The 16113-nt window shown below is 43.7% G+C and carries 12 protein-coding genes; 8 read left to right on the top strand and 4 right to left on the bottom strand.

Annotated features, from left to right (window positions below; translation table 11 throughout):
• Window positions 1-22: 22 nt before the first annotated feature.
• The gene (pyk, locus tag LQZ07_RS24305) at window positions 23-1459 is read right to left on the bottom strand and encodes a pyruvate kinase (protein WP_152785107.1); all 1437 of its coding nucleotides are present in this window, start codon (window positions 1457-1459) and stop codon (window positions 23-25) included.
• A 146-nt stretch (window positions 1460-1605) separates the two neighbouring features.
• Between pyk and nadE the strand changes: the two genes are divergently transcribed.
• Both nadE and LQZ07_RS24295 read left to right on the top strand, forming a co-directional pair.
• On the top strand, window positions 1606-2436 hold the full coding sequence (gene nadE / locus LQZ07_RS24300; RefSeq protein WP_152785109.1) for an ammonia-dependent NAD(+) synthetase: 831 nt from the start codon (window positions 1606-1608) through the stop codon (window positions 2434-2436).
• A 119-nt stretch (window positions 2437-2555) separates the two neighbouring features.
• Window positions 2556-3176, top strand: a complete 621-nt coding sequence (locus tag LQZ07_RS24295; RefSeq protein ID WP_152785111.1) for a trimeric intracellular cation channel family protein — start codon at window positions 2556-2558, stop codon at window positions 3174-3176.
• A gap of 1883 nt (window positions 3177-5059) precedes the next feature.
• Here the strand turns inward: LQZ07_RS24295 and LQZ07_RS24290 are convergent.
• Window positions 5060-6421, bottom strand: a complete 1362-nt coding sequence (locus LQZ07_RS24290; protein WP_152785113.1) for an MATE family efflux transporter — start codon at window positions 6419-6421, stop codon at window positions 5060-5062.
• Window positions 6422-6591: 170 nt separating this feature from the next.
• On the opposite strand from LQZ07_RS24290, the gene LQZ07_RS24285 reads away from it, so the two are divergent.
• The 5 genes from LQZ07_RS24285 (at window position 6592) to LQZ07_RS24265 (ending at window position 11052) form a co-directional block, all read left to right on the top strand.
• Window positions 6592-7713 (top strand): 1-acyl-sn-glycerol-3-phosphate acyltransferase, encoded by a 1122-nt coding sequence (locus LQZ07_RS24285; RefSeq protein WP_152785115.1) that lies wholly within the window; start codon window positions 6592-6594, stop codon window positions 7711-7713.
• A gap of 80 nt (window positions 7714-7793) precedes the next feature.
• Window positions 7794-7976 carry a hypothetical protein gene (locus LQZ07_RS24280; protein WP_016400237.1) on the top strand — a complete coding sequence of 61 codons (183 nt, stop codon included), beginning with the start codon at window positions 7794-7796 and terminating at the stop codon, window positions 7974-7976.
• A gap of 116 nt (window positions 7977-8092) precedes the next feature.
• Window positions 8093-10177: a glycogen debranching protein GlgX gene (gene glgX, locus LQZ07_RS24275; protein ID WP_016400236.1), complete on the top strand. Its 2085-nt coding sequence runs from the start codon at window positions 8093-8095 to the stop codon at window positions 10175-10177.
• A 396-nt stretch (window positions 10178-10573) separates the two neighbouring features.
• Window positions 10574-10792 carry a type II secretion system protein gene (locus tag LQZ07_RS24635; protein ID WP_152785117.1) on the top strand — a complete coding sequence of 73 codons (219 nt, stop codon included), beginning with the start codon at window positions 10574-10576 and terminating at the stop codon, window positions 10790-10792.
• Window positions 10793-10800: 8 nt separating this feature from the next.
• Window positions 10801-11052 (top strand): hypothetical protein, encoded by a 252-nt coding sequence (locus tag LQZ07_RS24265; protein WP_152785119.1) that lies wholly within the window; start codon window positions 10801-10803, stop codon window positions 11050-11052.
• Between the two features lie 145 nt (window positions 11053-11197).
• Here LQZ07_RS24265 and LQZ07_RS24260 read toward each other — a convergent pair whose 3' ends face one another.
• Window positions 11198-13567, bottom strand: coding sequence for a DNA polymerase II (locus tag LQZ07_RS24260; RefSeq protein ID WP_152785465.1), 2370 nt, complete (start codon window positions 13565-13567; stop codon window positions 11198-11200).
• Between the two features lie 166 nt (window positions 13568-13733).
• Between LQZ07_RS24260 and LQZ07_RS24255 the strand changes: the two genes are divergently transcribed.
• Window positions 13734-14348 (top strand): sugar O-acetyltransferase, encoded by a 615-nt coding sequence (locus tag LQZ07_RS24255; protein ID WP_227981622.1) that lies wholly within the window; start codon window positions 13734-13736, stop codon window positions 14346-14348.
• Between the two features lie 104 nt (window positions 14349-14452).
• Here the strand turns inward: LQZ07_RS24255 and pgi are convergent, their stop codons facing one another.
• On the bottom strand, window positions 14453-16105 hold the full coding sequence (gene pgi, locus LQZ07_RS24250) for a glucose-6-phosphate isomerase (RefSeq protein ID WP_152785121.1): 1653 nt from the start codon (window positions 16103-16105) through the stop codon (window positions 14453-14455).
• Between the last annotated feature and the right edge of the window lie 8 nt (window positions 16106-16113).

Genomic DNA, 16113 nt, shown 5'->3' with positions numbered 1-16113 from the left:
TTGAAGCAAGCTGCCTATTTATCTAACTTACTTTTAGTATTTTACTCGTGTTGGTATGACCGGTTTGGTCGAATACGTCGCCGTGAGTCAGTATTACCAAATCCCCTTTGCTCAAGTAACCTTGCTCTTTCAGTTGTTCAATCGCTATTTTTGATACTTGTATAATGTCTTCGCTGCTTTCATCAAAGTGAATTGGGTATACACCGCGATACAAAGCACAGCGGCTTAAGGTATTGGCATGACGAGACAATGAGAATATTGGCAAGCCACTACTTAAGCGAGACATTAACAGTGGTGTGCTGCCGGACTCGGTTAACGCAATAATAGCCTTCATGCCCTTCATGTGGTTGGCAGCAAACATGGTGCTCATGGCTACCGTTTCAGAAATGCTCTCAAAGGTATCGTTAATGCGGTATTTAGAAACGTTAATGCTGCGTTGTTTTTCTGCCCCTAAACATACGCTGGCCATAGCTTGTATTGTCTCGATAGGGTATTGGCCTGCAGCTGTTTCGCCAGAAAGCATCACAGCATCGGTACCATCTAGCACCGCGTTAGCTACATCCATAACCTCAGCACGGGTTGGCATTGGTGCGCTAATCATCGATTCCATCATTTGAGTGGCGGTAATTACTGCTCTATTGTATTTTCGAGTGAGGCGAATAAGGGTTTTTTGTACACCCACTAATTCGGCATCGCCAATTTCTACCCCTAAATCACCACGTGCAACCATTACCGCATCCGACGCTTTAATAATATCGATCATCGCTTCTTCGCTTGCTACTGTTTCGGCGCGTTCTACCTTGGCAACTAATTTTGTGGCTAAACCTGCTTGTTGAGTAAGGCGACGAGCATAATGCATGTCTTCGCCACTATTGGGGAATGATACAGCGAGGTAGTCCACTTCAATTTTGGCCGCGGTTAAAATGTCGGCTTTATCTTTATCGGTAAGTGCAGCTGCAGATAAGCCACCGCCGAGTTTGTTTATGCCTTTATTGTTAGATAAAACGCCGCCAATGGTGACTTCGGTAGTCACTTGGCTGTCTTTTACCGCCGTTACTTTAAGTTGAATACGGCCATCATCGAGCAATAAGATATCACCTGGTTCAACATCCTTAGGCAGGTGTTTGTAATCTAGGCCTACTTGTTTTTCATCGCCTAAACCTTTGTCTAGCTCACTATCTAAAATAAAGCTGTCGCCTACATTTAGGTTTACTTTGCCATCTTTAAAGGTGGAAACACGAATTTTGGGGCCTTGTAAGTCGCCCAGTATCGCAATGTGTAGTTTATGTTTGCTGGCTAACTCTCTCACTTTGGCTGCGCGTGCCAAATGATCTTCTGCGGTTCCATGAGAGAAGTTAAGGCGCACCATATTTGCACCACTCAATATCAGTTGTTCCAGTACATCGTCTCGGTCGGTGGCGGGGCCTAAAGTTGTGACTATTTTAGTACGTCTTAACATGTTGCTAATCCTTAAAAATTGATGAGATGTTTGCTTGAATTCGCTGATGCTGATTTAAGTATATGTAAACCAGCTTGTCCCTTGGTTTTTTTTTGTCTCTCAAGTACATTGCGCATTAGGGATATTATTTGCTGTGGGGTGACAGAATGAAACAGGCAATCTTGGCAGAAATGAAGGTTTTGCCAGAAATTGATCCAGAGTTTGAAGTTAAACGTCGAATCGACTTTATAAAAGCGCGTTTAAAACAAGCTGGTTTAAAAACACTAGTACTTGGTATTAGTGGCGGTGTTGATTCAACAACCACTGGTCGCTTAGCGCAGTTGGCAGTTGAACAGCTTAATAATGAGAGTAATAGTGAAGACTACCGCTTTATTGCCATGCGCTTACCTTTTGGTGAGCAAAAAGATGAAGCCGATGCGCAGCTAGCTTTAGGGTTTATTAAACCCTCACATATTGTTACCACTAATATCAAAGCAGGTACCGAAGGCTTGCATACTAGTGCTAGCGAAAGTTTGGTGGCTGCTGGTTTAGATTTACCTGCCCAAGCTGCAGTCGACTTTGCCAAAGGCAATGTTAAGGCTCGTATGCGCATGATTGCCCAGTATGAAATAGCTGGCTTAAGTGGTGGCTTGGTTATTGGAACCGATCACTCAGCTGAAAACTTAACGGGTTTTTATACTAAGCATGGTGATGGTGCGTGTGATTTAGTGCCTATCTTTGGTTTAAACAAACGCCAAGTTCGCCAGGTTGCAGATTATTTAGGCGCACCGGAGAAGCTGATTGGTAAAGCGCCAACGGCCGATCTTGAAGAAGACCGTCCGCAATTACCCGATGAAGTGGCATTAGGTGTTACTTACGACCAAATTGATGACTTCCTAGAAGGCAAGAAAGTAGCCGACGAAGTTGAGCAAAAACTTATTGGTATTTACCAACGTACCCAACATAAACGTCAGGCCATTCCTACCATTTACGACTAAGCCTGTAACAGTGACAAATTAAGCCGAAGTAATTAGGCTTCGGCTTTGTTTGATCTGCATCTTGTATTGCTGAGTCTACATGTTGTCTAATTGCAGCCGAATTTTTAGAGGAACTCGCTTTGGGCAACGCCATCATATTTAGTCTTGATCTATTTGGTACCGCAATATTTGCCATTTCTGGGGTATTGATAGCTAGTCGTCGCCGAATGGATTTGTTTGGTGCCTTGGTGCTTGCCTGTGTTACCGCCATTGGCGGCGGTACTATCCGCGATATGGCTTTAGGTGCTAGCCCAGTATTCTGGGTAGAGAACGGTTTGTATTTGTGGGTAATTCTTGGAGCTAGTTTAGGCTCGGTATTGTTGCTTAATAACTTTCCTACGCCTCCTCGCTGGTTACTGCCGGTAGCTGATGCTATAGGTATGGCGGTATTTATGGCGATTGGTGCTGACAAAGCATATCAATATGGGTCGCCAATGATTGTAGCCGTTACCATGGGAGTGATTACCGCCTGTGGTGGAGGCATGATCCGTGATGTATTAGCCAATCAAGTTCCTTTAGTACTGCAACGTGAGGTGTATGCCACTGCTTGTATTGTTGGTGGGCTGGTTTGGGTGGCTACTTTATACCTACAGTTTTCGGATACTATTGCTACAAGTGCTTGTATTTTGACCGCTTTGCTTATTCGTTTAGTGGCCATTCGCTACCATTTATCACTACCTAAACTTGCCAAAAATCGTTAGTTAGCGATAAATGCCGATAGATGGTGTGAGATATCTCTTACAAGCTTGTGCGTTAAAAGCAGCTTTGCTTACAGTTGTTAAAAATAAATTTTCTTTTAAATTAATGGTTTAGTGTTTTTGTAAGAATTTGTAAGTAAAAAAATGAAAGTTTTTTGCTTACGCGGCTTTTTCTCAAACTTAGATTCCGTATAGTTGTTTGTGCACGGAGGCACTGACGTTTATCAGGATGAGAAACGTAGCAGGAGCTAAAAAGGAACAGCTACAGGAAGTAGCAAGGGACACCTCCTAGGAAGGAGACGTGCAACTGGTATGGATGACCGGTTATGCCATAGAAGGCTAAAGGACAGCTCAAAGGATTTGAGAAAAGGATAACTACAGGACGTAGTAACACAGTCAAAAAGGATTGCAGGGAGCAACTACCCGTTCACGGATTTGAGCGATATGACTACTAGGGGCGACACGAAAGTGTCGCCCCGACCTTTTTCTAAACCCAGCCAAGTGCTGGGTTTTTTATTGTCTGCACTTTTTCATCGATTTTAGATGAATAATTAAGATTAAAAGTGTTTTATTAGGTTTTTATTCTTTTAAGGCGTCTTTGTTTAGACTTATTGAGAATTTTAGCGTGCTGAATTTAGATGCTTGTTTGGCGATCGACCAAAGGCCGTGTGAGAGATCGACCATTCAAACAAGCCGATAAATCTCTTTGTTTATGAGCCTTAAAATAATTTTTTATTTATTATTCAATGGTTTATTATTTTTTACCTCTTAAGTAATAGATTTATTTAGATGTTTTTGTTTCTGGCCTACTGGGCTTTAATTGGGATGAGCGTAAAGTATCAACCATCAGGACGAACCAAGATTCAGGAAGAATTAGGCAGGACGCCGAGGTATTTAGGACGCAGCGCTCAGGATGAGCAGGCTTATCAAGGTAGATGAGTTTGGATGTCAGCATAGGATTGCTAGAAAGCAAAATACCAAATAGCTTCAGGACGAAGTATAGGGATACCTCCAGGACGGAGAGAGCAAGTGTTTAGGATGAACGCTTATGCCATAGAAGGCTAAAGGACAGCCCAAAGGAACTGGGAAGAGGAAACGCTAAGGAATAGTGTGAAACAGTCAAAAAGGATTGCAGGGAGCAATTAACGTTCATGGAATAGAGCGATATGACTACTAAGAGGGCGACACGTATGTGTCGCCCTTTTTCTTTGCCTGCTATTTATTGTTAGGGTTTATTACCTATCTGCAGAGCTTTTAATGGATAACCTGTAATTGGTTGGATTTTTATATTGTTAATCTAGATCTGGTAGTTTCTTTATCTGCTATTGCCTGTGTGAGAGATCCGCCCGAGCTGTAGCGGGTAATTTCACTTGTTTAATAAGCCTTAACTAAACTAAGTTTATATATTTCAATGTCTTATGTTTTCTATCATGGTTTTTTGTAGCTAAAACCAAAATTATTTTATTTTGGCTACTGGGATTAAGGGCTCATCGGCGTAAAGTATCAACCATCAGGACGAGCCAAGGCTTAGGAAGAGTCAGGGCAAGATGCCAAGGTATTAGGAAGCATTGCTTAGGAAGAGCAGGTTTATCAAGGTAGATAAACTTTAGGATGTCAGCACAGGAGTGCTAGAAAGCAAAATACCTCAAACTTTCAGGATGAAGTTAAAGGATACCTCCAGGACGGAGAGAGCAAGTGTTTAGGATGAACATTTATGCCATAGAAGGCTAAAGGATAGCTCAAAGGAACTGGGAAGAGGAAACGCTAAGGATTAGTGTGCAACAGTCAAAAAGGATTGCAAGGAGCAATTACTGTTCACGGAAAAGAGCAATATGACTACTTAAAAAGGCGACACATACGTGTCGCCTTTTTTCATTTTTGCGAAACTAAGATTGCGAATGTTGCCACCAGCTGTTTTTGCTCATCAAGCATATCAATATGATTAAGCTCGCTAAGCCCGCTAAGGTGTGAGCAATAATAATCGCCAAAAATATTACTTTGCTGCTTCCCCACATTGCCCCGATGTAAATAGCTGGCAACATAAAACCAAATAACCTAATTAGGTTTATTGCCATTGCTAACAGTGGCTTAGCTAAGGCATTTAAGGTCTGAGCTAGCAATAAGGGCACAGCCATCATGCCGTAGCAAAAAGGTACTAACTGTAAGTAATATTGGCTAAGTTCAGCCACTTCAGTATCGTGATTAAAGCTATAACTCACTAAAGGGGCCAAGGCGTACATTGCGACAGCCAGCAGTAGTTGCCAAACCACCGCTAGCCGAATGGCATGATGAACGATTTGTTGGGCGCGTTGTGCTTTGCCCGCTCCCACGTTTTGTCCAACTAACATCGGAATCACCGAGTTAATCGCCATCACTCCAATAAACAATAAGGCTTCTACCCGGGTAGCAAAGCCATAGGCTGCTACGGTTGCTGTACCAGCACTGGCCAAAATTACCAAAGTTATAGTGGTAGCTATGGGAGTAAGCAGCTGAGAAAATACCGCCGGAATGGCTATGCTAAGCAGCTTTTTCCAAGAGGCGAAAAGCTGTTGAATGGTGCAAACTTCAAAACGTAGTAGTTTTAATTTAAAACTAAGCAAATAAACAGCAACACTAAAAGTGAGTGCCCAAGCTACAGCAGTGGCTAAAGCGGCACCTTGCACCCCCATGGCTGGCACAGGCCCCCAGCCAAAAATAAAAATCGGGTCCAATATGCCATTTACGATACCTGCAACCAGCATCACTATACTGGGGGTTTTACTGTCGCCACTCGCTCTTATGGCGCTATTGCCCACCATAGGTATCACTAATAGCGGAACCGAGAGATACCAAATTTGCATATATTGCTCAATATAGGGCATTACTGGTAATTCGGCGCCTAAGTGGCTGAAAAGAGGATAAATGCTGAAATAACCCAAGCTCGCAATAGCAATAATTAGCAGTAGGCTAAACAATAAACTATGGCTAGTGAGCTGGGCCGCTTGCTGATGTTGACGAGCCCCCAGTAGCCGTCCTACATGGGACGACAAGCCAATGCCTAAGCCCATAGCAACACTGGTGATGGCAAAGGTTATGGGAAAAGTAAAAGATACGCCAGCCAACGCATCGGTGCCGAGCATGGCAACAAAAAAGGTATCAACAAGGTTAAAAAAGATGATCGCAAAAATGCCAACTAAGGTTGGACTGGCCTTATTGATAATAAGCGGCGTGATGGGGGCATCAAGCAAATACTGGCGTTGTTGTTCCATTAACTTGCAGCTGGGAAATTGAGGCTCCAGTATACGTGGCTCAAAGGCTAAGCGAAAGAATCTGCATTAAGCCTTAAAAACTGCCAATAATTGTTTAAATTTTAATCATTATTGTTGTTTTTAAGAGCAGAAAACGGTAAATTGCGGCTTCCTTAATAGCGAGAGAAGTTATGTCTCAGTTTGACAGTATTCGCCCTTATCAAGATTCTGAAGTAAAAAGTACACTGCAACGCCTCATTAATGATCCCGAATTTATCACTACTTTAATTAAGTTTCGTTACCCTAAAGCCAGTGGTGCCTTTCTCTCGCTAACGTCTTTTGCCTTGCGCCAAGTACTTAAATTTAAAGTAAGAAACGTAAAAAGTGTTTACGACTTTCAAGTAATGGTAGAGCGCTATATGGCGCACATGATCAAAACTACGACTTCGCAACTAAGCTCTAGCGGATTGGACAGCCTAGATTTATCTAAGCCGCACTTGTTTATCTCAAATCATCGCGATATTGCGCTAGACCCTGCTTTTGTGAACTACTTGCTGCATATAAATGGCCAAGACACGGTACAAATTGCCATTGGTGACAATTTATTAAGTAAGCCTTGGGTGTCTGATTTAATGCGCCTTAACCGCAGTTTTATTGTTAAGCGTTCAGCTTCTGCTAAACGTGAAAAGCTGGCTAACTTAAAAGAGTTATCTGCGTATATTCAACATACCCTAGCGAGCACTGGCGACCATATTTGGATTGCTCAGCGTGAGGGGCGCGCCAAAGATGGATTAGATCTGACTAATTCGGCACTTATTTCTATGCTGGCTTTAAACAAACCTAAGCAGCAAGAATTTGCCGATTACATCAAAGAGCTAAACATTGTTCCTGTGTCTATTTCTTATGAATTTGACCCTTGTGATGTGGCTAAAGCTAATGAGTTAGTGTCGCAAAACCAACATGGCGAATACCAAAAAGAAGAGCATGAAGACATTTACAGCATCTCTCGCGGTATTGTTGGCCAAAAAGGTCGAGTGCATGTGCATTTTGCAGAACCACTAGCCGGTGAATATGAAAATGCCAAAGATGTGGCAGAAGCTTTAGATAAAGCGATTATTGGCAATTACCAGCTGATGCCTACCAACTGGATTGCCCTTGGTGATGCTATCCCAGAAGAAATTCCTGCTAACGAGTTGGCTGAAGCAAAGCGCTATTTTGAAGCGAAGACTCGCGATATTAGTGCAGAGGTCCGATCTCAGCTGTTCGAAATGTACGCAAACCCTATTCGTGCTAGACAGCAACTATCTGAATAATAAGGTTAATAAATTGTTCATATGGCTTTGGCACTATAGGTGCATACCCCTAATTAGGTATCAAAATTTAGGGGTATGATATGTTCCGTACAAAAACTAGCCAAACTATTGCCAATGTATTGTCTGACCAAGAAAAATTAGAACAGCTATTGTCGTTGATGTTACCTGACGAAGTATCTGAGCTTGACCAACTTGGCGCACAGCATTGCCGCAGAAAACGCCAAGCTAGTGGGCGTTCGCACTCAATTTCGGCTAAATTTTAGTCATTATCTGTTAATAAACTTACTGTGTAATAAGCTGTTACTGATAAACTATAGCGAAAGAGCCAACTAATAGGCTTTTCATCTCAGTTAATAGCAAAAATAAGACAGCACAGTATATGGCCACAAAAACTCAAGCGGGTGTTTCATTTCCACTCGGCGCGACTTACCAAGGTAAGGGCGTTAATTTTAGTATTTTCTCTAAAAATGCTACGGGAGTTACCCTTCTATTATTTAAAGAAGTTAACTCTCGTAAGCCTTTTGCCGAGTTCCCTTTAGACCCAAATACCAACAAAACAGACCATTACTGGCATATTTTTGTTGAAGACTTAGAAGTAGGAACGCTCTACGGCTTTCAAGTAGACGGTCCTTGGCAACCAGAACGCGGTTTGCGCTTTGACTCAAGTAAAGTTCTGCTAGACCCTTACGCCAGAATCACCCATTTCCCAGATAACTATTTACGTCAGGTGGCGTCACGCCATGGTCATGTAAATACTAACCAATGTATTAAAGGTGCAGTGGTGGATTTGCGTGGCTTTGATTGGCAGGGCACTCAGCCAATTAAACGCTCATTGCAAGATACCGTTATTTACGAAATGCATGTAGCGGGTTTTACCAAGCACCCGTCTTCGGGTGTAGCGGAGCATAAACGCGGTACTTACGCTGGCGTTATCGAAAAAATTCCTTATCTAAAAGAGCTGGGCATTACCGCTATTGAGTTAATGCCGGTGCAGCAGTTTGACTTACAAGATGCACCATTGGGTAAGCAGAACTATTGGGGTTATAGCCCAATTAACTTCTTCTCCCCACATACCGCTTACAGCTCAGATAAAAGTGTCTGTGGCGCCTTTAACGAATTTAGAACCATGGTGCGTGAGCTACATAAAGCTGGCATTGAGGTGATATTGGATGTGGTGTTTAACCACACAGCCGAAGGCGGACACGACGGCCCAACGCTCAGCATGAAGGGTTTGCAAAACGATACCTACTACATGTTAGAAAATGAAAAGCGTTGGTACAGTAACTACTCGGGTTGTGGTAATACTTGTAATGCTAACCACTCGGTAATGCGCCGCATGATTCGTGATGCACTGCGTTTTTGGGTAAACGAAATGCATGTAGATGGCTTCCGCTTTGATTTAGCCTCGGTACTGGCGCGTGACTCTAAGGGTCATGTAATGAAAGAGCCACCACTGCTTTGGTCGATTGATTCAGATCCTTCTTTAGCTGGCACTAAAATCATTGCCGAAGCTTGGGATGCCGCGGGCCTTTACCAAGTAGGCGAGTTTGTCGGTGACCGCTGGAACGAATGGAACGGTAAGTTCCGCGATGATGTGCGCTCGTTCTTTAGAGGGGATTCTGGTGTAACGGGTAAGTTTGCTTCACGCTTGTTGGGTAGCCCAGACATTTACTACAAAGAAAACCACTCGCCGCAACGCTCGGTTAACTTAGTCACTGCGCATGATGGATTCACCTTAAACGATCTAGTGAGCTACAACGATAAGCACAACCTAGAAAATGGTGAAAACAACCGTGATGGTGATAACCACAACATTAGTTATAACCACGGTGTAGAGGGGCCAACCCTAAACCCAAAAATCAACGATCTGCGTGAACAGCAAATGAAGAACTTCTTTGCTACTTTGTTGCTCTCTTTAGGTACGCCAATGATTACCATGGGCGATGAAGTAAAACGCACTCAAAACGGTAATAACAATGCTTACTGCCAAGATAACGAGTTATCCTGGTTTGACTGGAGCTTGGTGGACAAAAACCAAAACTTGCTGCGCTTTGTTCAAGAGATGATTAAGTTACGTCGTTATGACGATGTGCTTGAAGAGAAGATCCACTTGAGCCTGTCGGATGTGATTCATGATGCCAATATCGAATGGCATGGTGTGCATCAAGGTCAGCCCGATTGGTCTGAACATAGTCACTCTATCGCGGTTACTTTATTAGACCCATACTCAAAAGACCGCTTATACATGGTGTTTAACTCCTACTGGGAAGAGTTAGAGTTTGAAGTACCGTGCATTGAAGGACATTGGTTTAAGCTTGTTAATACCGCAGCCAAACCGCCAGAAGATGTTTATGACTTTAAAACCGCGCCCATGTTAGAAACGGGCTCAGTTAAAGTGGCTGCACGTTCGGTAATGGTATTTGTGGCGAACCCACAAATTGAAAAACGTAGCGAGAGAGTTTAACTCGCTGCTTTACTGGTTTGTGCAGGGCAATAAAACTTTGCCCATGAAGAATGGGTAGTGTGTGAATAGCTAAACACGCTACCCAACATTAATACCAATAATAGTACTCTTACACCCATCGAAAAAAACGCCATTGTGTTGCCCTCTTTGCCTCCATCCATGTGACTTGTTTGCCATTATGATTTGCTATTTTGAGGCTAGTATCTAACGAAAGTTTCATTATTTTAATAAGTTATGGACTTTTGTTTGATAAAAGTGAGCTAGGTTGGATTTTTATTCTAATGTTACAAAAAACGCTTTGTTCGTGAAAAGTCAATTTAATTTGCCGTTATAGGGATAATACAAGCTGTTAATTCACCCTGTTTCACCAATCTAGAAAGTAACTTTAGGCGCTATATGAACAAGCAATCTGGCTTTACTCTCATCGAATTAGTAATAGTAATTATCGTTTTGGGAATACTCTCTGTGGTGGCTGCACCAAAGTTCCTAAATCTTCAAAGCGATGCAAAAAAAGCAACCTTAGAGGGGGCTGCAGCTGCAGTAAAAACCTCTGCTGACTTGGTATTTAACCAAGCGGCTATTGATGGCCTAGAGCAAGAATCACGTGCGAGGTAGAAACGAGCTTGGGTATTGTAGAAGTAAAAGATGGTTACCCAGAGGCGCACGGTGAAGACTACCTCGGTATGGAGTCGTTGATTGAAACTGACTTAGAAATGCAGTTTGTGGATGGCAGTTCGCGCTTGTATATCGGTTATGTCTCTGGCGATAAAGATGTTAATGATAGCGGATGTTTTGTTACTTACACTGAAGCGGGAGGAACCCTTAACCCTAGTGAGTCAAACTACCTGGTTAGTATTGACGACAGCGAGTGTTAAGCGCCGAATGAAGAACATGCATATTGAAAAATTAACAAAAACTATCAAAATGCGAACCATGGTCGTTCGTGCCATGTTTGCTTCTATCAGTTTGTTGTTGCTGGTTTCAGCCTCTTTAGAAGCAAAACCTTTTCTACTGGGTTAACTAGAACAAACCTAATTGCGCAGAGGTTATTTGCTCAAAATCCAAATCAATGAAGGGCAAAATAGCATCGGCAATCGGCTGTAGCTGTTTGTCTAAGTAATGTTGATAGTCAATTTGGCTAACTCGGTTAGTTAGCGGCTCAGGCCCATTTATGGTCATCCAATAGGCAATACTGCCTTTATTTTGATACTGCAGTGGTTTACCTAGGGCTTGGTTATGTTCGTCGGCGAGCCGCGCTGCTCGCACCTGTGGCGGCACATTCTTCACGTACTCGGCTAACTTGCGGCGTAAACGCTTACGGTAAATAAGTTGCTGGTCGTACTCGCCAGCCATTAGCTTATCCACGGTATCGAGAACAAACTGGCGTGGATCTTGGTCAGAAAAAACTCGCTCGAGCAAACCGGTTTGAAATATCTTCGCCATCTCTGTCCAATCTGAACGTACGGTTTCTAAGCCTTTGATGACTAATTGCTTATCGTTGGTTAAACCTGCATAACGCTTTTTACTGCCGGTTTCAGAGCCGCGAATGGTTGGCATTAGAAAGCGAGAAAAATGAGTCTCAAATTCAATTTCTAGGTGACTATCTAACTGCATTTCTGAGGCTAGCTTGTGCTGCCAATATTGATTTATACCTTGCGCCAGTTGTTGGCCTATTTGTTTGGCTTGCTCTGCGTTCAAATCTTGATTTAGCCAAACAAAGGTAGAGTCGGTATCACCATAAATCACTTCATGGCCCTGCTCGCTGATCCACTCTGCTGTTTCTTGCATTAGCTGGTGGCCGCGCATAGTGATTGAGCTGGCTAAGCGGGGATCGTGAAAGCGGCAACCAGTAGAGCCTAGCACTCCATAAAAGCTATTCATTAAAATTTTGATCGCCTGTGAGCGAGCGCTGTCTTGATCGGCCTTGGCTTGATCGCGCTGCAGCCAAAGCTGATTAATGATCTCTGGTAAAAAATGTTTATCGCGGCTAAATACTCCGCCTCTAAAGCCTTCAATGGCATTGTCGGGGCTAGCTAGCCCTTCAATTAAGCCCAGCGGATCAATTTTAAAGGTACGAATGATAGAGGGGTACAGGCTTTTAAAATCGAGTACTAGCACATTGTTATACAAGCCTGGTTTAGAGCTCATCACATAACCGCCGGGGCTATCGGCGATAAAGTCTCGGGTAAGATTTGGCGCTACATAGCCAGCTCGGTGCAATTTAGGCAAATATACATTGGTAAAGGCGGCCACCGAGCCACCACTTCTATCCAGCATTAGTCCAGTAAGTTGGCTGCGCAAACATAAGTATTCAAGGATTTGCGTATGCTGGAAGATGTCTAACACTAACTTACAGTCTTCGAGGTTGTAGGCGGCAAGCTGGGGTTTGTTGTGAGCAAAGTTATGGTTAATTTCAGCCATACGATCATGCACTTCGTCTACCAACTTGCCGCGCTTAAGCAGTTGCTGGGCAACGTTTTCCAAGCTAAAGCTATCGAAGTGATAAGTAGCTGATTTTAGTGCGTCTATGCCGTCCACTACTACGCGCCCAGGAATGCTAATAAAACCTGTTTGCTCGTTATCGCTTCGCTCGCGCCAACGCGCCACGCCTTGTTGGCGGCCTAAGGCCAGTTTTATCCCATGCAAAGCGGCGCGTTTAACCAGCAACCTAAAATCAAAATTGATGACATTCCAACCAATTATGATGTCCGGGTCGAGTTTTTCTATTACTAGCTCAAGCTGTTTTAGTAAGGCGTACTCATTGGCCAGCCAGGTAATTGGCGTATCAGCGGCTTGCTCACTGCCAATCATAAGCACTTGCTGAAAGTGCTCACCGTATAATCCAATCGAGTAAAGTTGGCCTTTTTCACTGCACTCTATGTCTAGCGATAGCACCGACAGCTTAGGTGTATATTGGGCCGTTTTTATTTTGGCTTGTTGCCAAGCGGGGTAACGTGGATTACTACCTTGGCTGCCAGCAAAAGCCATGCTGCCATAACAAAAGCGTTCGGTAAGAAAGCGTTCATGTAACTTTATGTCGTGTTCAAAGCAGCTTAATCCGGCTTGCTGTAAGTTTTGTGCGGCGCGGTAATGCGCATCGATACTGGCAAAGTACAAGGCAGTAATCGGCTGATGCTGGAAGGTGTTTAACGCTACGCTTTGGTGCTTAAGCAAGTGCTCGCCAACGGTTTCTAGCACGGCATCTAGCTCACTACTTAACACAAAAAATACCGGCTGCTGGTCACTTACTTCTAAACACACCGGGCCTTGGTCACTGGCTAACCAAAGCTGAATATAAGCCCGACCTTGACGATCGTAACTGTTGGTGGTGAGTAAAAAACCTTGTCCTTGCCGCTGCTGGCTTGGCACTGTAAGCCCTCGGTACTGCATTATGCTTGGCAACTTAGCACAAAGCCGAGTGGCATAGCTAATATCCACCAGCATCTTTATTTTGTTTAACTAGGCATTTGTGAATAGTGGTTTCTGCCAAGGTGCTAATAGACTGTGCAGGCATTTAGCTGCACAGTTAAGCTAAAGCCTTTTAGTGAGTGGTAGAATGACAAGTCAATTTGAGCGAATGATGGCGGGTTTAAGTTTTAACCGTTGGGATAAAGACCTAGGCGAGCGTCGTTTAGCTACCCGGCAAATTACTCATAAGTTTAATCAAACTGCACCAGAGCAAAACCAACAGCGCGAAGCGCTAGTGCGTGAGCTGTTTGTGAAGGTAGGTAAAAACATCGAGGTTTGCCCGCCACTCACCGTGGATTATGGCGACACAGTGTTTATCGGCGACGATGTATTTATTAATACCAACTTTACCTTGGTGAATTCGGGAAAAATTACTATTGGTGATCGGGTGATGATTGCACCGAACGTAAGTTTGTTTTCGATTAACCACGCCTTAGATCCTGAGCTACGCAAAACCTACATTAATCAGCAAGGTGAGCGAGAAGTGATTGATTACCCAGCGCCCATCACTATTGGTAACGATGTTTGGATCGGCGGCCATGCAGTAGTTCTGGCGGGTGTAACTGTGGGCAATGGCTCGGTTATCGCTGCTGGTGCGGTAGTGACTAAAGATGTGCCAGCAGGCGTATTAGTGGGAGGCAATCCGGCTAAGGTGATTCGCGAGATACAAGCGGGGGAAACGGTGCGCCAAGCAAGAGCTTAATGCTTGCGAGCTTTATTTTGCAGCTTACTGATTTACCTCAGGGATTAAAAAAAGCTGGCCTAGGCCAGCTTTTTACATTTAACGCAAAGGGTAAGCAGTAAGGCTTAGCTCCAAGCTTTAAAGGTATTAATCAAACCATTGGTTGAGCTGTCGTGGCTGCTTACTTCGCTGCCATCTTTTAGCTCTGGTAAAATTTGGTTAGCTAGCTGCTTACCTAGTTCTACGCCCCATTGGTCGAAGCTGAAGATGTTCCAGATAATGCCTTGTACGAAGATTTTGTGCTCGTACATAGCAACCATGGCACCCAATGAGCTAGGGGTGATTTTCTTAACCAAGATAGAGTTAGTTGGCTTGTTACCGGTGAATACTTTAAATGGTGCTAGCTCAGCTACTTCTTCTGCTGATTTACCGGCTGCTACTAATTCTGCTTCTACGGTTTCGCGTGACTTACCAAAAGCCAAGGCTTCGGTTTGGGCGAAGAAGTTAGACATTAGTTTAGCGTGGTGATCCGACAATGGATTGTGGCTAGTGGCTGGTGCAATAAAGTCACATGGGATTAGCTTAGTGCCTTGGTGAATCAGCTGGTAGAAGGCGTGTTGGCCGTTGGTACCTGGTTCACCCCAAATAATTGGGCCAGTTTGGTAATCAACAGGGTTGCCATTGCGGTCTACGTTTTTACCGTTAGACTCCATGTCGCCTTGCTGGAAGTAAGCAGCAAAGCGGTGCATGTATTGGTCGTAAGGTAGAATAGATACGCTTTCTGCACCAAAGAAGTTGTTGTACCAAATGCCTAACAAACCAAGAATAACCGGTAGGTTTTGCTCTAGCTCGGCTTCTGCGAAGTGCTTGTCCATAGCGTGTGCGCCATCTAACAACTCAATAAAGTTGTCGTAGCCAACAGTAAGGGCAATCGATAAACCAATTGCTGACCAAGAAGAGTAACGACCGCCTACCCAATCCCAAAACTCAAACATGTTGTCGGTATCAATACCAAACTCAGCAACAGATTTAGCGTTAGTAGACAGTGCAGCAAAGTGCTTAGCTACGTGAGCTTGGTCGCCAGCTGCAGCTAGGAACCAATCGCGCGCGCTGTGGGCGTTAGTCATGGTTTCTTGGGTAGTGAAAGTTTTAGACGCTACTAAGAACAAGGTAGTTTCTGGGTCTACTTGTTTTAGGGTTTCGGCAATATGAGTGCCGTCTACGTTTGATACGAAGTAGGTAGTAATGTTTTCTACTTTGTATGCGCCTAGTGCTTCAGTAATCATTACTGGGCCTAGGTCTGAACCGCCAATACCAATGTTTACAATGCTTTCAATTGCTTTACCGGTGTAACCTTTCCATTCGCCAGAATGTACTTTTTCACAGAAGCCTTTCATTTTTTCTAGCACAGCGTTTACTGCTGGCATTACGTCTTCGCCGTCTACCATTACTGGGGTATTGCTGCGATTACGTAGTGCGGTATGTAGTACCGAGCGGCCTTCTGTTTGGTTGATTTTCTCACCAGAGAACATAGCTTTAATTGCGCTATCTAGCTTGGTTTCTTTAGCTAGTGCAACTAACTGCTGCATGGTTTCTTCAGTGATTAAGTTTTTAGAGTAATCTAATAAGATTTGCTCGTTAAACTCTACCGAGAAGCGATTGAAACGGTCTGCGTCAGCGGCGAATAGCTCGCTAAGTTTAACCTCTTTTTGTGCTTCAAAATGCGCTTGTAACGCTTTCCAAGCCTGTGTAGTTGTTGGATTGAGATTGTCCAGCATTGACCTTG

Source organism: Agarivorans sp. B2Z047 (genome assembly GCF_023373605.1).
Lineage (GTDB): Bacteria > Pseudomonadota > Gammaproteobacteria > Enterobacterales > Celerinatantimonadaceae > Agarivorans > Agarivorans albus.
This window is presented reverse-complemented; position numbering and strand designations above follow the sequence as displayed.